Annotated in this window: 17 protein-coding genes and 1 tRNA gene; 8 read left to right on the top strand and 10 right to left on the bottom strand. The window is 61.4% G+C overall.

Translation table 11 applies throughout. The features are described from left to right. Positions 1–9: 9 nt before the first annotated feature. On the bottom strand, positions 10–486 hold the full coding sequence (locus LJF34_RS01170) for a GNAT family N-acetyltransferase (protein WP_231182803.1): 477 nt from the start codon (positions 484–486) through the stop codon (positions 10–12). Then, positions 487–1,686 carry a phosphoglycerate kinase gene (gene pgk, locus LJF34_RS01175; RefSeq protein ID WP_231182804.1) on the bottom strand — a complete coding sequence of 400 codons (1,200 nt, stop codon included), beginning with the start codon at positions 1,684–1,686 and terminating at the stop codon, positions 487–489. 209 nt (positions 1,687–1,895) lie between these two features. Here pgk and LJF34_RS01180 point away from each other — a divergent pair, with 209 nt between their 5' ends. Genes LJF34_RS01180 through LJF34_RS01200 form a run of 5 tightly spaced genes read left to right on the top strand, consistent with a single transcriptional unit; the run spans position 1,896 to position 6,813 of the window. Next, positions 1,896–3,011, top strand: coding sequence for a branched-chain amino acid ABC transporter permease (locus tag LJF34_RS01180; protein WP_231182805.1), 1,116 nt, complete (start codon positions 1,896–1,898; stop codon positions 3,009–3,011). Further along, positions 3,008–4,360 (top strand): branched-chain amino acid ABC transporter permease, encoded by a 1,353-nt coding sequence (locus tag LJF34_RS01185; protein ID WP_231182806.1) that lies wholly within the window; start codon positions 3,008–3,010, stop codon positions 4,358–4,360. The genes LJF34_RS01180 and LJF34_RS01185 overlap by 4 nt, the downstream gene beginning before the upstream one ends. Then, complete coding sequence (locus LJF34_RS01190) at positions 4,357–5,190, top strand: ABC transporter ATP-binding protein (protein ID WP_231182807.1); 834 nt, start codon at positions 4,357–4,359, stop codon at positions 5,188–5,190. The genes LJF34_RS01185 and LJF34_RS01190 overlap by 4 nt, the downstream gene beginning before the upstream one ends. Beyond that, complete coding sequence (locus LJF34_RS01195; RefSeq protein ID WP_231182808.1) at positions 5,190–5,897, top strand: ABC transporter ATP-binding protein; 708 nt, start codon at positions 5,190–5,192, stop codon at positions 5,895–5,897. The genes LJF34_RS01190 and LJF34_RS01195 overlap by 1 nt, the downstream gene beginning before the upstream one ends. 58 nt (positions 5,898–5,955) lie before the next feature. Beyond that, positions 5,956–6,813, top strand: a complete 858-nt coding sequence (locus tag LJF34_RS01200; RefSeq protein ID WP_231182809.1) for a right-handed parallel beta-helix repeat-containing protein — start codon at positions 5,956–5,958, stop codon at positions 6,811–6,813. Here the strand turns inward: LJF34_RS01200 and LJF34_RS01205 are convergent. The 4 genes from LJF34_RS01205 to LJF34_RS01220 all read right to left on the bottom strand — a co-directional run bounded on the left by LJF34_RS01205 (position 6,810) and on the right by LJF34_RS01220 (position 11,199). Further along, positions 6,810–8,084, bottom strand: a complete 1,275-nt coding sequence (locus LJF34_RS01205) for an ABC transporter substrate-binding protein (RefSeq protein ID WP_231182810.1) — start codon at positions 8,082–8,084, stop codon at positions 6,810–6,812. The genes LJF34_RS01200 and LJF34_RS01205 overlap by 4 nt on opposite strands. A 150-nt stretch (positions 8,085–8,234) precedes the next feature. Then, positions 8,235–9,617 carry an ABC transporter substrate-binding protein gene (locus LJF34_RS01210; RefSeq protein ID WP_231182811.1) on the bottom strand — a complete coding sequence of 461 codons (1,383 nt, stop codon included), beginning with the start codon at positions 9,615–9,617 and terminating at the stop codon, positions 8,235–8,237. A 102-nt stretch (positions 9,618–9,719) separates the two neighbouring features. Next, positions 9,720–10,283 (bottom strand): CBS domain-containing protein, encoded by a 564-nt coding sequence (locus LJF34_RS01215; protein ID WP_231182812.1) that lies wholly within the window; start codon positions 10,281–10,283, stop codon positions 9,720–9,722. Between the two features lie 157 nt (positions 10,284–10,440). Continuing rightward, the gene (locus LJF34_RS01220; RefSeq protein ID WP_231182813.1) at positions 10,441–11,199 is read right to left on the bottom strand and encodes a GTP cyclohydrolase III; all 759 of its coding nucleotides are present in this window, start codon (positions 11,197–11,199) and stop codon (positions 10,441–10,443) included. Positions 11,200–11,384: 185 nt separating this feature from the next. Here LJF34_RS01220 and udk point away from each other — a divergent pair, with 185 nt between their 5' ends. Further along, positions 11,385–12,125, top strand: coding sequence for a uridine kinase (gene udk, locus LJF34_RS01225; protein WP_231182814.1), 741 nt, complete (start codon positions 11,385–11,387; stop codon positions 12,123–12,125). Here the strand turns inward: udk and LJF34_RS01230 are convergent, their stop codons facing one another. Then, positions 12,126–12,446 carry a DUF5785 family protein gene (locus LJF34_RS01230; protein ID WP_231182815.1) on the bottom strand — a complete coding sequence of 107 codons (321 nt, stop codon included), beginning with the start codon at positions 12,444–12,446 and terminating at the stop codon, positions 12,126–12,128. 43 nt (positions 12,447–12,489) lie between these two features. Continuing rightward, positions 12,490–13,140 carry a helix-turn-helix domain-containing protein gene (locus tag LJF34_RS01235; RefSeq protein WP_231182816.1) on the bottom strand — a complete coding sequence of 217 codons (651 nt, stop codon included), beginning with the start codon at positions 13,138–13,140 and terminating at the stop codon, positions 12,490–12,492. 182 nt (positions 13,141–13,322) lie between these two features. On the opposite strand from LJF34_RS01235, the gene LJF34_RS01240 reads away from it, so the two are divergent. After that, positions 13,323–14,312 carry a malectin domain-containing carbohydrate-binding protein gene (locus tag LJF34_RS01240; RefSeq protein WP_231182817.1) on the top strand — a complete coding sequence of 330 codons (990 nt, stop codon included), beginning with the start codon at positions 13,323–13,325 and terminating at the stop codon, positions 14,310–14,312. Between the two features lie 614 nt (positions 14,313–14,926). Here the strand turns inward: LJF34_RS01240 and LJF34_RS01245 are convergent. After that, a tRNA-Ser gene (locus LJF34_RS01245) sits at positions 14,927–15,009 on the bottom strand. Between the two features lie 147 nt (positions 15,010–15,156). Here LJF34_RS01245 and nhaC point away from each other — a divergent pair. Further along, a complete protein-coding gene (nhaC, locus tag LJF34_RS01250; protein WP_231182818.1) occupies positions 15,157–16,605 on the top strand; it encodes a Na+/H+ antiporter NhaC in 1,449 nt (482 codons plus the stop codon). Positions 16,606–16,638: 33 nt separating this feature from the next. On the opposite strand, the gene LJF34_RS01255 is transcribed toward nhaC, so the two are convergent. Further along, entirely contained in the window at positions 16,639–17,391 is a 753-nt protein-coding gene (locus LJF34_RS01255; RefSeq protein WP_231185020.1) for a DUF2064 domain-containing protein, read from the bottom strand. Positions 17,392–17,444: the final 53 nt, after the last annotated feature.

The raw sequence follows: 17,444 nt of genomic DNA on the forward strand, positions 1-17,444 counted from the left end.
CAGTTATCGCTACTCCTTTGAGTGGTTATCGCTTTCGTCCGATTTTTCCATCTCGATTCGATGTGGTTCGTATCCCCTGTTTTCGTACAGTCTGCGGGCGCTTTCGTTCCGCGCCAGCACTTCGAGAGACAACACCTTCGCACCCCGTTCCCGAAGCGCCTCCTCCGCGGCGTCGAGGAGCGCCGACCCGATACCCTCGTTTCGGGATGCGGGTTCGACGTAGATGTTTTGGATGACGCCGCGAGTGGTCGAGTGCTGGTAGATGCCCGTCTGCAGTTCGAACATCACGAACCCGACGATACCCTCGTCTCGGGCGACGAGGAGGTCGTTTTCCACGACGTGCCGTGCGACCGAATCCCGGACGGCGCTCCGGTTCTCCGTTGCGAGGAGGTGAGAACCGTGAGCGCGCTGGTCGCGGGCGAGTTCGACCCAGCGGTCCGCGATGTGGTCGATGTCGGCGTTCGTCGCCGCCTCGATGGCCACCATCTATCGGGAGAGCGCTTGCAACGCCGGGAGTTCCTCGCCGGTGAGCATCCGGAGGCACGCACCTCCGCCGGTGCTGACGTGGTCGAACCCGTCGAGGCCGAACTTCCGAATCGCGGCGGCGGTATCGCCCCCGCCGACGATGCTGAACTCGGCGTTCGCGGCCGCGGTGTACAATTCGCGGGTACCGTCGGCGAACGTCTCGTCCTCGAACACGCCCGCCGGGCCGTTGAGGATGACCGTGCCGGAATCACGGAGGATGTCGGAATACGCGGCGATGGTGTCGCCACCGACGTCCATGGCGATTTCGTCCTCCCCCGGGGGGAACTCCTCGCGGGCGAGTTCGACGCGATCACCGTCTCGCTCGACTGCGACGTCCTTCGGCAAGTGAATCCTGTCGCCGTACGTTTCGAGGAGGTCTGCGGCGTCGTCGATGTAATCCCAGTAGCCTTGGTCGTGGATGAAATCCGCGCTCCCGTCGCCGATGTCCGCGCCGTCGGCGAACAGGAAGACGTTGCCGACGACACCGGCCGTCAGGACGTGGTCCGCGAGGTCACGTTCCAAGACGTTCCTCGCGACCGCGATGGAATCGGAGACCTTTGCACCGCCGACCACGTACGTGCGTGGGCGCGGTGTCGCCTCGATATCGCCCAGCACGTCCACTTCGCGTTCCATGACGCGGCCCGCATAGCCGGGTAGTCGCGTCGGGAAGCCGACGAGGGAGGGCTGCGAGCGGTGGGCCGCCGCGAACGCGTCGTTGACGTAGGCGTCGAGTTCGGGGACGAGATTGTCCACGAGGTGGGTTTCGGCGGCCTGCTCCGCCGGGAATTCCATGTACTCCTCGCTGTAGAAGCGGGTGTTTTCCAGGAGTACCGCTTCGCCTTCGTTGAGATTCGTCACGGCCCGACGCGCTTCGGCCGAGAACGTCGCATCGCAGTGAGAGACGGGAAAGGAGAGGAGTTCGTCCAATCGCTCCGCGTGCGGCAAGAGGCTCGCGAAGTCGTCGCTTCCGGGTCTGCCCTGGTGGGCGAGAACCGCGACCTTCCCCCCGCGCTCCAACAGTTCCGAGAGCGTGTCGACGTGGGCCAACAGCCGCGCATCATCGGCGAGGTCGCCGGATTCGGCCAACGGGCTGTTGATGTCGATGCGCACGCCGAGAGTCGTCCCTTGGACGGCGAGGTCGTCAAGGGTCTGTATGGGCATACGTGTGCCTGCAACACCGCCCGGCATATGTGTGTCGGTAAACAGGGGTGGAAATAAACACGTTTTCGAGTAAATAGCTGGTTCATTTATTTCTCGACAGTTCCTTCTGAGGGTTATCAGTATGCCGCCGTTACTGAAATACGGCGGGCCGCTTCGTCGGAAAGGTTTAATACTCTGACCGGAACCGGTTATCGTGTGGAGAGTTATCAATGGACGACGTAACTGAGACGTATTCACGTGGGCGCCGCCTCATCGTCGAACGACCGCTACTGGTGGTCGTCGGCCTGTTCGCGGCACTCCTCGTCTTCGATTTCATCAATCGCCTGCTGACCGGCGACTTGCTGGTGTCCGACGTTGGGTCACTCGTGTGGAACGGCCTCATGCGTGGGCTCATCATCGGTCTTGCTGGAATCGGGCTTTCGATGACGTACAGTATTCTAAATTTTGCCAATTTCTCGCACGGGGACTACATCACGAGCGGTGCGTTCTCGGGATGGGCAGTCACCTACCTCATTGCGGGATTGGGTAGCAACAACATCGCCGGACTGTTGTTGGTCGGTGCGGGCGGGACGGCGTACGCGAGCAGCCTCGGTATCACGATCACGACGACGCCGATAGCGGTCATCCTCGGACTGGTGCTCGCCGGGGTCTGTACGGTCGTTTTGGCCCTGCTCATCGACCGTATCGTGTACCGACCCATGCGGGACGCGGAGGGGATTTCCCTCCTCATCACGAGCATTGGCGTGGCGTTCGTGCTTCGCTACCTCGTCGTGTTCGTCTTCTCGGCGGAAAGCCGCGGGACGACGGCGTTACAGAACATCCCCAAGTGGGACCTGTTGTTGTGGGACGGAACGGTTCGCGTGACGGCACACGACCTGACGCTTCTCGTCTGCACCGTCAGCTTGATGCTCGGCGTTCACTTCCTGCTTCAGCGGACGAAACTCGGCAAGGCGATGCGGGCCATGGCGGACAACGAGGACCTCGCCCGCGTTACCGGTATCCCGACCGAACGCGTCATCCGCTGGACGTGGATAATCGGCGGCGGCCTGACCGGGATTGCGGGCTACCTGCTCGTGCTGTGGAAGGGAACCATCGTCTTCCAGTTCGGGTGGCTTCTCCTGTTGCCCATCTTCGCCGCGGTCATCCTCGGCGGCATCGGGTCGATTTACGGTGCCATCGTCGGCGGGTTGGTCATCGGACTGACGTGGAACCTCGCCATCATCTGGATTCCCAGTGACTTCGGCCGGGCCGCCGCGTTCGGCATGATGATCCTCATCCTGCTGTTCAAGCCGCAGGGGCTCTTCGCCGGGAGGACGACCGCATGAGTTCGCGTATCCGCGATTTCGACTTCAACGATACGCTGCTCATCCTCGGGGTGCTCTTCGCCATTTACGTGGTGTACCTCGGGGCGGGGTCGCTCCTCGGCTACTCGCTTCGCGGCCAGTTGAACTCCCTCGCTCGCCTCACGTTCCTCATCGCCGTGTACGGGATGTTGGCGCTCGCGTTGAACCTCCAGTGGGGGTACACGGGGTTGTTCAACATCGGTATCGCGGGGTTCATGGCTGTCGGCCTGTACACGATGGCCATCCTCTCGAAACCCGCGGCGAGCGCGACGGCGGGTGCCGCAACCGTCTCGGGCCTCGGTCTTCCGCTGTGGGTCGGAATCCTCGGCGGAATGGCCGCAGCGGCGATTCTCGGGTTGCTCGTCGCGCTTCCCGCCTTACGATTGCGGGCCGACTATCTCGCAATCGTAACCATCGCAATGTCCGAAATCGTCCGGTTTACCGTGACGTCGGACCAGTTCCAGCAGTTCACGCTGTTCGGCAAGACGCTCGGAACCGGCGGCGGCCGGGGTCTCCTGTTGAACTTCACCGACCCCCTTCAACCGCTCTTCGAAAGCGGGCCGTATACCGCGCTCGAAGGCGCACTCAACCCGATGTTCGGCGGATCCATCGGCCCGGTGCTCGACTCGCTGACCTACGCCGTCATCCTGATGGGATTCGTGGCGGCGTTCTACTGGCTGTTGAAACGGACCGGCGAATCGCCGTTCGGTCGCGTCCTCAAGGCCATCCGTGAGGACGAGGAAGTCGCGAACGCGCTCGGGAAGAACACCGACGTGTTCAAGATCAAGTCGTTCATGCTCGGCTGCGCGCTGATGGGACTGGCGGGCATCCTCTGGCAGATGCGTCAGGGTGCCATCACGCCCACGTCGTTCAGACCGCAGGTGACGTTCTTCGTGTGGTTGGCGCTCATCATCGGCGGTGCGGGGTCGAACACCGGCAGCGTCCTCGGTGCGGCGGTGTTCGCCGGGGCGCTGTATCAGGGACCGCTCTACCTGAAGAACATCATCAGGGGCGGAATCGACATCCCGATACCGGTGTTCGGCCACCTCGTCTTCCAACCTCCGGCCGGTGCGCCGAACACGTTTGCGGGCGCACTCGCCCCGATTTTCAGCGGCAAATTATCCCCGATGGTGGCCTACGTCATTGGGAGCATCAACGCGCTCCAGTTGGTCATCATGGGCGCGGTTCTCATCTGGATAATGCAGCACCGTCCCGAGGGTGTCCTCGGGCATCGTAAGGAGGAAGCGGCGAGCATCCCGCTCACGCGTCCCGGCGGCGGGTCCAACGAGTCACAACCGACGCCCGCGACTGACGGAGGTGAAGAGCAATGACGGCGAGTGAGTCAGAGGAAACAGAAGGCCTCGACATCGGGAACGAAGTGGCTGACACGAGCGAGACGCCGCTTCGCGTCGAAAACCTCCGGAAGACCTTCGGCGGTATCACGGCCGTCGACGGCGCGACGTTCTCCGTCGAACAAGGGTCGTTCACCGGCCTCATCGGACCGAACGGGGCCGGCAAGTCCACGACGTTCAACCTCATCACGGGGGTTTATCAACCGGACAGCGGTTCCGTGTACTTCAACGACCGGGACGTCACGGGACTGCAACCGTTCGAAATCGCCGACCGTGGCATGGTTAGGACGTTCCAAATCGCCCGTGAACTCTCCGAGATGACCGTCTTGGAGAACATGATGCTCGCCCCGAAGGCACAACAGGGCGAACGCCTTTGGCGGTCGGTGATGCCCGGAACGCGGGGCGAGGTGTGTGACCAAGAGGAGGAAGTACTCGAACGCTCGTGGGAGATGCTTGAGTTCTTCGAAATCGACCACCTCGCGGGCGAGTACGCGGGCAACCTCTCCGGCGGCCAACGGAAACTGTTGGAGATGGCGCGGGCGCTCATGACCGACCCGCAGATGGTGCTGTTGGACGAACCGCTCGCGGGTGTGAACCCGTCGCTCGAAAAGAAACTGCTCAAACACGTCCACGAACTCCGTGAACGTGGCTACACGTTCCTCCTCGTCGAACACGACATGGACGTCATCATGAACAACTGCGAACACGTCATCGTCATGCATCAAGGCAAAGTGCTGGCCGAAGGGAAACCCGCGGCGATTCGGTCGAACGAACAGGTCATCGACGCCTACCTCGGGGAGGAGATCTGATGGCGCTTCTCGAAATCGGCGGACTCGACGCGGGGTACGGCGAAGACCTGCAGATTCTGAGCGACGTCGATATGCGCGTTGAGGATGGCGAATACGTCACAATCGTCGGGCCGAACGGGGCCGGGAAGTCGACCGTGATGAAGTCCGTCTTCGGGTTGACGACGTACATGGGCGGAACGATCACGTTCGACGGTGCGGAGATTCAGGGGGACGCCCCCGAGGACATCATCCACCTCGGACTCGGATACGTCCCCCAGACGGACAACGTGTTCCCGACGCTTTCGGTGCAAGAGAACTTGGAGATGGGCGCGTACATTCTGGACGAAGTGCCGAAAGACGCCCTCAACGAGGTGTTCGAGCGGTTCCCGATTCTCGACGAACGCCGCGACCAGAAGGCGGGGACGATGTCCGGCGGACAACAACAGATGCTCGCGATGGGTCGGGCGCTCATGCTGGACCCCGACCTGTTGATGCTGGACGAACCGAGCGCCGGACTCGCACCCGACCTCGTGGCGGAGATGTTCGACAAGGTGGACGAGATCAACGACAACGGGACGGCGATACTGATGGTCGAACAGAACGCGAAGGAGGCGCTCCGACGCTGTGACCGCGGCTACGTCCTGGTGCAGGGTGGGAACCGCTTCATGGACAGCGGAGACGCGCTGCTCGCGGACGACGAGGTACGACAGGAGTTCCTCGGCGGATAACTCCGTTCCGTTCTTTCGGTGCCACAATCCACAAGGACCAGCGACGCGTGGTCGGCCTATGACGCGTTCACGGTGGGTCGCTCCGGTGTTCGCGCTCGTGGCCGTGTCCGGTCTCCTCCTCGTTTTCGGGATTCCCACGCCGGCGACGCCCGCCTTCGATGGGCATCCGACTCACCTCGATTCCTGCTCGGAGATAACCGAATCGGGTCGGTACGTCCTCACGGACGACATCGATTCGCGCTCCGAGTCGTGCATCCGAATCGAGGCCGACGACGTGATTTTCGACGGGGGAAATCACGTCGTGGACGGTCACGAGTTCCGGGAGAACACGACCGGCGTTTCGGTGACGGGGGAAAACGTCACGGTTCGGGATCTGACGGCACTCAATTGGACGTTCGGAGTGACGTACGACGGTGCCCGTGCGGGAACCGTACGGAACGTGACGACGTGGCAGACGGGGGACGGCGTGACGGTTTCCGATTCGCCGAGGACGCGGGTCGAACGCGTAACCGCGACGAACGGTTTCACCGGCATCTTCGTACGCAACTCGGACGGCAGTCGCGTTTCGAACAGCGTTACCCGCGATACGAGTTCGGTCGGGGTGTTCGTCGCGGATTCGGGGAACGTGACGGTGACGAACGCCTCGGTCGTGCGGAGCGAGACGGGCGTCGCGTTGCTCGGAGAAGCGGGCACTGAGATGTCCGATTCGGCCGTTCGCTCGACGGGCGAGGCCATCCTACTCGTCGACTCTCACGACGACGTGATACGGAACGCGACGCTATCGAACCCCGCTGGAGCGGCGGTCGTGACGCGCTCGAACGCGAGCGACAATCGACTGGTCGATATGCACGGCAACTGGACGTACGAGGACGTGTCGGGAACGACCACGAAAAAGGAATCCGACGGGCGTGGCTAGCCGTTGAGCGCCTGTTGGATGACGGACGAGTACGACGATTCGCCCTTGTTGAACGCCACCTGATTGGTGACGGTTCCGCTTTCGTCCTGCTTGAACTTCTTCGCGAACTGGTTCGACAACTGTTGGCCGTAGTCGTTGTTCACGTACAACGTCGCCGCGGTTTTCGCACCGATACGTTCCCCGGCGACTTGTGCCATCACGCCGCCCTGCAGCAGGTCGCTCGGCGCGGTGCGGAAGATGTAGTCGTCGTCCTTCAAGTACGAAACCGTGATGGCCGTACTCGACGGCGAACAACCGACGATCTGGTTCGGGATGAACACCTCGCTTGCGACCGGGATGTTGTTCCCGGAGGACGCCGGACCCGAGATGGCGGGATACCCCGCGTTGACGAGCGCGTTCGCCCCGCTGAGCGACGCCTGCCGGTCGGTCTGCGTGTCCTCGACTTGCGTTTCGACCTGCAAGTCCACGTTCCCCTCGTTCACCTGTTGAATCGGAATCCTCGACGCTTGAATCATCGGCGTCCCGACCGATGCGAGGTCACCGGTCTGCGGAAGCAGGATACCGACCCTGATGGTTCTACCCAATCCGCCGGGCGCGCTGTTCGCCTCGGGGCCGCCCGCGTTACTCTGGAACTGTCGCGTGTTGACGACTCTGATTCCGTCTTCGGTCTGCGGTGCGAACTTCCAGACGTCGTAGGCCGCGGAGGCGGGACCGCCGCGCTTGTCGAAGTTCGTCGAACTCGATGCGCCCTGATAGTTGATGTCGTCGCCGTTCGCGGCGGCTTTCACGGCGTCCACGAAGTTCTGTGGCCCGAACTCCTTGCCGGGAGGATTTGCGACGCGGCGCATCTGGTCGCGAATCTTCTGTCCGTCGTTCGCCCCCGCCGCCGCGTTTGCGAGGATGAGGATGGCGACCGAATCGTACGATTGTGACGTGAACACGCCCGGCGGCGCGTTGTAACGGTCGCGGAACAGTTTCGTGAACGCCTGTTTGTTCGGCCCGGCGGCGGCGGGAACCGTTCCCGTGACGTTCTGCATGTCGCTCCCGACCTGTTTCGGTAGGTCGGGTGACTGTAACCCGTCCGGGACGAGGACGGGAATGTCCCCCCCGCTCGCATAGAGGTCGCGGAACAGTTGAATCCCGCTCTCCGGGTAGCCGATGATGGTGAGCATGTCCGGCCCATCCCCCTGTTGGAGGGTCCCCATCAACCCCACAGTACTCGTTGCACCTGCCACTCGGAGGTAGGTGCGTCGGTCGATTTTCTGACTCATACCCGGTGGAACTCTCACCGTTTCGACGGAAAAGTGTATCTTAAATTATCATTATATATTGTGGTCAGTTCATCGACTGGCGAGAGATACACTAGCACGCACTCTGGCTGACGTATTCCTCGATAAAAAGTAGAACGGAGAGACGACCGTTCAGTTCGAACTCATCGCTTTGTTGATGACGGACGAGTACGAGGATTCGCCCTTGTTGAACGACACCTTTTGGAGTATCTCACCGTTGTAGTCGTCGGTGAAGGTACTCGAGTACTTGTCGGACAGCTGCTGTCCGTAGCTGTTGTTCACGTATAGCGTCGAGGCCGTCTTGCCGCTGAGTCGTTCGGAGGAGACTTGCGCCATGACTTTGCCCTGCAGCAAGTCGCTCGGCGCGGTGCGGAACACGAAGTCGTCGTCGTCCAAGTTCGTCACGGTAAGCGCCGTGCTGGACGGCGAACAGCCGACGATTCCCTGCTTGATGTACACTTGCTGGCTGACGGGGATGTTGTTCCCGGAGGAAGCAGGGCCACAGATGGCCGGGTATCCGGCGCTGACGAGCGCGTTCGCGCCGCTGAGCGACGCCGTTTTGGTCGTCTGTGAGTCCTCAACTTGGGAGTCGACGGTGATGTTGATGCCGGCGTCGTTGACCTGTTTGACCGGAATCTTCGCCGCGTTTATCATCAGGCTCCCGGTCGAACCGAGGTCGCCGGTTTCAGGCAAGAGGACGCCGACTTTCGCCGTCCGGTTCTTACCGCCGGGAGAGCTATCGGCCATCTCGCCGCCCGGTTCGCCTTCGAAGGAGATGGTATCCTCCGTCTTGATGCCACCGTCGGCACTGGAGTCGAACTTCCAGACGTCGTAGGCCGCGGACGCCGGATCGCCCATCTTGTCGAAATCCACGACGCTCGATGCGCCTTGGTAGTTGATGTCCTCGCCGCGTGAGGCGGCCTTAACGGCCTCGACGAAGTCCGACGGGCCGTATTTCTGCCCACCGGGGTTGGCGACCCGGCGCATCTGGTCGCGAATTTTCGTTCCGTCGTTGGCCCCCGCCGCCACGTTGGCGAGGATGAGGATGGCAACGGCGTCGTAGGTATGGGAGTTGAACACGCCCGGTTCACGGTCGTACTCGTCTTTGTACAAATCCGTGAACGCCTTCTGGTTCGGCCCGGAGGCCGCCGGTGCGGTTCCGGTGACGTTCGCCATCTCGTTGCTGACCTCCTTGGGCAGCGTCGAGTCGCGGAGGCCGTCGGGAACGATTATCTTCTGTTTCCCGTCCGTACTCTTGTAGTAGTCACGGAACAACTGAATCCCGCTTTCCGGGTAGCCGATAACGTTGATGACGTCTGGTCCGCCGCTCGTGTTGCCGTTACCATCACCGCCATCGTCGGTGCCGTCACCACCGCCGTCACCGCTACCGTCGCCGGTGTCGCTCGTCTCGTTGTCGTTACCAGCACCGCCACCGCCAATACAGCCCGCAAGCCCGGCGATTCCGGTTGCACCCAGGCCCTTCAACACGTCCCGTCGTTCGATATCATATCGCATGGACAGCGTTGGATATCGACCCTACCGTTATAAATCTACCTTTCGAGCTTTTTATGATTCTTTAAAAACGACAACTTTTCCCGTGGCGAAGCCACGATTCGTTCAGAAATCGCGGCAATCGGCACAGACCAGTTGCCCGTTGACGTTCGTCAAATCGTGGGTGAGCGCGCCGCAGACTTCACAGATGCTCTGGTTCGTGTATTCCCCGCCGCCGTTCGTCTCCATTCGGTCGCCGAGTTCGCTCTCGTCGATGTCCCGGTCGTTCGTGCGCGTGATGCTCGACGGCGACGCTGATGCGGAGATGACGTCCCGTTCCGTGAGAACGCCGAGGAGTTCGTCGTCGGCCCCCGTGACGATGATCCGTCTGATCCCTTGCTGTGCCATCATCCCCGCCGCGTCTGCGAGACTACGGTCGGGTGGGATGGAGACGACCGGCGTCGTCATCGCTTCCGAAACGGGGGTCTCCTTCGGGTCTTTCTCGTTTGCAACGAGGGAAAGGACGTCCGACTCCGTCATGATACCGACCGGTTCACGTCCGCGCAGGACGACGACGCTGCCAACCCCTTCATCGGACATGAGACGAACCGCACCCAACACCGTGTCGGATTCGCTGACTCCGACGTATTCCCGGGTCATCACGTCCCTCACTATGACTTCCGCATCCATATGTGAACGTTTGACACGATCGTCCTAAAAAGTATCCCCGGCATCTTTATTCCCGCATCGGGCGAACAGTACTAGCTACATTTTCGACGTCGATGCGAACGGTTCGGTGTCGTTGTAAACTGTTGGAAACCGCTCCCGGAGAATCGTTCGGAGACGGTTACTCGAATTCGATTCTACTACCGGTCCCACGACAGGTCTCCAGCGCGTGTTTCGCGTCCATGCCGGCGTCCTGTGGCACCCGTCCCTGTCCCACGCCGACTTTCAGTTCGACTTCCACCGTCTCCTCGACGTGCTGTATCACGTCCTCGTAGGCCGCCTCGTCCAAGTTCGGACAGACGGCGATGACGTTATCCCCGCCGACGAAAAACGAGAGCGAGTCGTGTGCTTTGCGCATGTAGCGCATTAGTTCGGCGTACCCCTGTTCGATGTGGATGAACGAGTCGAAGGCGTTCACCTCGTCGGTGTAGTTGCCGGTCATGTCGTTCACGTCGAAGTGAGCCATCTGGACGTCGTCGTCCGTGCGGAACTCCTCGTCTATCGTCCGTCCGTCGAGGATTTCGCGGCGCGAGCCGTCCTGTGCGCTGCCGGCGTCCTGTAGCAGTTCCGTGGCGTCGTGGAGCGCCTGTACCGGACTCGTCCCCGTGGCGACGCTCAAACTGACGGTCACGGGATAGCGATTGCCGACCGATTCCTGTACGAGCGCGTGGTCGGAGAGCGAGAGGCCGTTCGTCACGGCCACCATGTTGTCGAACCGCGTGAAGAAGACGTACCCCTCTCGGTTGCCGATGAGCTGCGAGAGGTCGGCGTACAACCGCGATTGGAGCGTTTGGAGGTCCACTTCCCGGCGCGGTTCGGGCGTCACGGTCCACGGCCCGTAGTTGTCGATCTGAATCAACGTTATCTGGGCGTTCGTCACTGTTGGTCCTGACTTTGACGCACTATCGTATAAGCGGTCCTAATCGCGTTCCTCGTCTCAATAATGGAACGGAGAACGAGCCGACGACGGTAGGTTCTCGGGAGCGTGGAGAGGATGCGGAACGTCAGTTTTCGGACGGTTTCGATTCCGGGGGATTCAAATCTCCGTTCCACCTGCACCCCACAATGAGTATCCCGTCGTTCGTCATCGGCATCGCGGGGGGCACCGGCGCGGGGAAAACGACGGTTGCCCGCGAGATAACGGAAACGCGCAGCGACTCCGTCACTCGCATTCCGATGGACAACTACTACAAGGACCTCTCGCACCTCGATTTCGAGGAACGAACCGAGATAAACTACGACCATCCCTCGGCGTTCGAGTGGGGGCTCCTCCGCGACCATCTCGATTCGCTGCTCTCGGGGCAAACCATCCGGATGCCGCAGTACGATTTCAGCGTTCACAACCGCGAGGACGAACGCGTCACGGTCGAACCGACGGACGTCGTCGTCCTCGAAGGCATCCTCGCGCTGTACGACTCCGAGGTCAACGAGATGCTCGACCTGCAAGTCTACGTCGAAACCGACGCCGACGTTCGAATCCTCCGCCGAATCGAGCGCGACGTCGTGGACCGCGGACGGGACCTCGAAGGCGTCATGGACCAGTACCTCTCGACGGTCAAGCCGATGCACGAGCAGTTCGTCGAACCGACGAAAAAGCACGCCGACCTCATCATCCCGGAGGGTGCAAATCGCGTCGCGGTCAACCTCCTCGAAGAGAAAGTTCGGGCGGAGACGCGCACGGAACACGCGTGGGACGTCGAGGAGGAGATTCGCCTCCCGACGGACGAAGGAACCGAGCGGAGGGAAGCGCCCGCCGCGACACCCGACGGTGGCGGCGAACGATGGTCGTCGGAAAAGTCGGAATAGCTACGCGCGTTTCTTCTCGGGATTTTCGCCGACCGGGTGGTAGTCCCAGAAACCGCCGGTCCGCATCGCGTTGCCGACGCCCTTGTGGAAATCGGTTATCGTCTCGAACTCGGTCGGTTCGACGTGTTCGAAGATGTCGTCGACGCTGACGACCTTTTTGTAGTTGATTCGAATCGGGTCGTCGGCGTGTTTCTCGACGAACTCGTCGCGTTCGAGCGGGAAGTCCTCGTCCTCATCCAGTTTCTTCGCGAGGATAGCGAGTCCGTACTTGCGCCCACCCTCGCTCCCTTCTTCACCATCCGGGTCGTGAGGCCAGTCCATGTTCGCATCTTCATTTGGGGAAGCAAAAGGATTGCTTTCTGTCTCACTGCCGAGACAGCGAGAGACCGGTTTCCACCAGACTCCGGTGGCCGCGCCGCAACCGCTCGGAGACGGCCTGATGTGAGACGCCGAGTTCTTCGGCGAGGTCCGTGGTCGTCACCTTTCTCGGAATATCGTAATATCCCCGCTTCATGGCGCTCCGTAGCGTTTCGTGCTGTTGTTGGGTGAGTTCGTGCGGGTCGTCCACCATCGTCGTCCGTTCCTGAACGTTTTGAACTTCGACGGGAACGTCGTTTTCGTGGCACGTCTCGTATATATTCGAGAGAATCTCGCGGTCCGAACATTGGATACGGAAGGTCCATTCGCCGTTCGCGGCCTGTGCCGTGAGGACGGCCGTATCGTCCATCGCGATCAGAGAGAGAGTTCGGTGGACCGAACGGTCCCACCCCATCGAAAACAACCCCCGATCCTTCAGCCTCGTCAGCAGCGTCGCATCCGTGACCGTGTCATCGTCCATGAACGCCCGCTCTACAGCGGAGATATCGGACGCCATGACGCGCAACTGCGGCATCACGTGTTCTACGTTGTGTGCAACCACTCCTACGACTTCGAATCTCGCCTCCGGCACTCGCGAAAACGTCTCGTGAAGGGCGAATTCGCTCGTCGGGAGTGCGATTTCAGCAATCGTACTCACAGGGGTTACAACAGACACCACCCTGTTCCTTGTTTTGCTTGCCAGTTCATGCTCATTTAAGTAAAGTCCGGGAAATTACGGGCTTATTTTCGGATCGATTGCACTTTAGCTGGTGTATAATTAACTGGATGGGGTTACGAACTTCGGAATATCGTGCGGCACATGCGAGGAATATGAGAAACATGTCAGGCTCTTCATCCGGTGGATTCATCCACGGAATACTCATCGGCGGTGGCGTCGTTTTCTTCGTTGCGGGACTAGTGATTGTGGCGGGGATACCGGGCGGCATCCTGGGACCGGCGGCGGGTGGTGCGGGTAACGGAACTACTCCGGCGGGAACGACACAAACGACGGGAACCCCGACGGAAACCACACCGACAGCAACGACGACCACGACTGCTCAGCCGACGACGACGACCGAGACGGAAGAAACGACCGAGACGACCACACCGACGACAACGGCGACAACGGCGACCACGACGCGGACGAGCGCCCCGAGCAAAACGGTTCGATACCGCGTCAACGTCGGTGGTCGCCGACTTCAGGCGTCGGACGGCGGCCCGGACTGGTTGGCTGACGGCGAAAACAACCCCACTCGGTTCGGGAACGCACGCATCAGCGGCAGTCACACGAACCAGACCGACGATCCGATGACGATGACCCCCGCCGTCCCGAAGGGGACGCCCGAAGCGGTGTTCCAAAGCAGACGCTACGACGCCGACGTGAAGGACGACCACAGCGACGACAGGGAGATGCAGTACCGATTCCCGGTGCAGAGCGGCACGTACGAGGTCAGGCTCTACTTCGTCGAATCGTACTTCGACGACTCGGGGTGGAACGACTACGAGAAGGGAGGCCCGCGGAAGTTCGACGTGGAAGTCGAAGGCAAGCGCGTCCTCCACAAGTACGATATGTACAAGGAACTCGGTCACGATCGGGGAACGATGAAGTCGTTCACCGTCACCGTCCGAGACGGCGTCCTCAACGTGAAGTTCCTCCACGACAAGGAGGATCCGATGCTCTCGGGCATCGAAATCGTCCGCGTGAACGAGGGCAACGTGAACAAGGACCGCGGCGATTCGGACGGAACCGACGACCGGTCGTTGTCCCGTACGGCTGCAAACCAGCCCCTCCTCGCGGCGGTCACGGATTCGGGACTCGAAGCAGCGTAACCGTCAAACGTCACTTCTTCGGAGAATCGACCGCGGTCCTTCCGACCTCGGTATCGATCGGTGGTACGAGTTGTCCGGTTACGCGTTCAATTTTCTCGTTATCGGCAGTTCTGTAGGCATATATAGGCGAACTGAATCAAAATATAAAGGGACTAAAGTAAATACTGCGTCGCTCCGAGTGCCCTTCCCGTGGAGGGCAATAGTCAGGCTTGGTTCGGCCTGTTTCCATAATTGGCTCTGTCATCCCCATTTGACATCGGGGAGCGCCATCCTTCTCCCCGTCTTTCGAGATGCGAATAACTGGGCGTATTGAGGTCAAGACAGAGAGCCAGTACCGCTCGTTTCGGAGCTTGACTGATTGCTCGCAATTCCATAGTATCCCCTGTTCGAATCCTTTGCTCGGTGTCTCGTTCCATATCGTCCCAAACGATACCCGATCAATTCCGGGTTTGGCCCGGTCTAATGATCAAGGAGTGGAATTGGGATTCGAACAACGCCCGAGAACCTGCGCTCCGCGCAGAACCTCGGTCTAATTCAAATCTAAACGCCGTTTTCGCTGTTCGTGACTGCCGAGCACACGCTACGCGGTGCTCGGCGATTACTCACACCGAAAACGGTGGGATTGGGATTTGAACCCAAGAGGCATGACGCCACCTGCTTTCAAGGCAGGCGCAATAGGCCGCTCTGCCATCCCACCACGGTCCGCCCTACTCGGCACCGGGTCTAAGAACTGTCGGTCTCGGGGCAGCAACGTATCGACGCAAACGAATGAGTCGACTGAAATATTATCCATGAACATTGGATCATAATCGTTTAATTCCCGTGGTGCATTTTCCGGGGTACGATGCCATCACTGGACTTCGAACCGTTGACGTACGCGGAGTTGCCGGAGGACCGGCGACCGTCGTTCGGCCAAGCGCTCTTGCCCGTTCTCGCGACGATTCTGTTCCTCGCGGTCGGGTCGGCGTGGTTGGGGATGGACCCGCACATGCCGCTGCTGTGGGCCATCGTGTTCACCGGCCTCGTCGGCTACTACCTCCTCGGCCTCTCGTGGGAGGAGTTGTACGGCGGAATCGCTGACAGTCTGCTGATGGGACTACAGGCCGTGTTCATCCTGTTCGCCATCTACGCCCTCATCGCGACGTGGATCAGTTCCGGGACGATTCCCGGCCTGATGTACTACGGGCTGAAACTGCTGTCGCCGTCGATTTTCCTGCCCGTGACGGCGATACTGTCGGGACTCGTCGCCTTCTCCATCGGGTCCTCGTGGACCACGGTGGGGACGCTCGGCGTCGCCTTCATCGGCATCGGGTCGGGACTCGGGATTCCCGCGCCGATGACCGCCGGGGCGATTCTCTCGGGCGCGTACGCGGGTGACAAACAGTCGCCGCTCTCGGACACGACCAACCTCGCGGCGGCGGTGACGAACACGAAGCTGTACGATCACATCCGCGCGATGCGGAACGGGACGGTTCTGGCGTTCGGCCTCGCGGTCGTCGGCTACGCGATTCTCGGGTTGCGAGCGAGCGGTAGCGCCCAAGGTGGGCGCGTCGGCGACATCCAGCACGCGCTGCTCGGAACCTACCACATCTCGCCGCTGGTGTTCATCCCGCTCGTCGTGACGTTCGGCCTCGCGCTCCGCGGCTATCCCGCGCTGCCGTCGCTCGTCGCGGGCATCTTTTCGGGCGTCGGAACTGCCATCCTCGTCCAAGGGATGTCGTTCACGGCCGCGTGGGACGTCGTGCTGGCGGGAACGGCCCCGAAGACGGGAATGGATCTCGTCAACGGACTGCTCCAGAGCGGCGGTATCGAAGGCTCTGCGTGGACCATCAGCGTCGTCGTCGCGGCCCTCACCCTCGGTGGCTTGCTCGAAACGACGGGCGTCCTCGCGGTCCTCGCACATCGCCTCTCCCAATCGGTCAGCAGCGTGGGCGGATTGATCGCCGGAACGGGTGCGGCCGCCATGCTGACGAACGCACTCACGGCCCAGCAGTACATGAGTATCGTCGTCCCCGGCATGACGCTCCGTAACCTCTACGACGAGTACGGACTCGACAGCAGCAACCTCTCGCAAGCCGTCGAATCCGCCGGAACGCCGACCGGCGCGCTCATCCCGTGGCACGCGGGCGCTATCTACATGGCCGGGGCGCTCGGCGTCTCGACGGTTTCCTACGCGCCGTACTACCTCTTCGGCTTCCTCTCGCCGATAATCCTGTTCGCGATGGCCGCCACCGGAAAGGGGATCGCGACCGATTCGTCGGAGAAGCAGGGTGCGGTCGCGTCGGCGGACTGACGGACGATCGAACGACGACAGAACGAAAGCGAACTACCGAACCAACTCCCGTTTTCCGTCCCGTTCTTCGACGCGCACACCGAGTTCGTGGAGGTACGACGCCGTGTTGACCGGGACGATTCGTTCCGCCGCGATGCGTGCGTTCAGCAGCGGGATCAGCGAGCGCAAGTCCGCGCCCGTCGCTACGCTCGTCATCGCGGGCAGGTAATCCACGTCGTGACCGGCATCGACGGCCCGATGCGTCGCCGTCTCGATTTCCGGCACGGCGTACACGTCCGTGAAGTCGATGGTGTCCGTCGCGCCGAGGTAGTACAGTCGCCCGTCGTCGGCCGGACCGAGGACGATTTCGCTCCGGCGGAGTTTCATCGCCGCGCTGTCTATCTCCTTTCGCGTCAGCATCGGCGTGGTGCCGTCCACGACGGCGACGGAGGCCACTCCCTCCTCTTGGAGCAGATGGGTCGCCGTGTTTCCGGCGCGCCCCGAGAACGTCTCGCCGACCTGCACCTCGAAGCGCACCTCGCTCACGTCGTCGAGCGCTTCCTCGGCCAGCGCGCGGAGTTCCTCCTCGGAACTGCCGCTCCCCTCGTACTCGTCCGGAATCGTCTCGTCGGGGCGGTAGTTGACGAGCAGTTCCCCGCCGCTGTTCGCCGCCGCGAGGAACGTGTCTTTCAGCATGGCGGCGTACAGTTCCGTCGCCTCGGACGTGGAGAGCGGCGACGTTTCGGGGAGTTCCGGCAGGACGAATCCCTCGCGCGGCGGGTCGGCCAGTACGGCGATAGTGGTCATACCCGCCCGTCGGGTCGGGAGCGCCTTGAAAGCCACCATTTTATGCCCTCCTC

It is taken from the genome of Haladaptatus sp. DYF46, from assembly GCF_021083305.1.
In the GTDB taxonomy this organism is placed as follows: Archaea; Halobacteriota; Halobacteria; order Halobacteriales; family Haladaptataceae; genus Haladaptatus.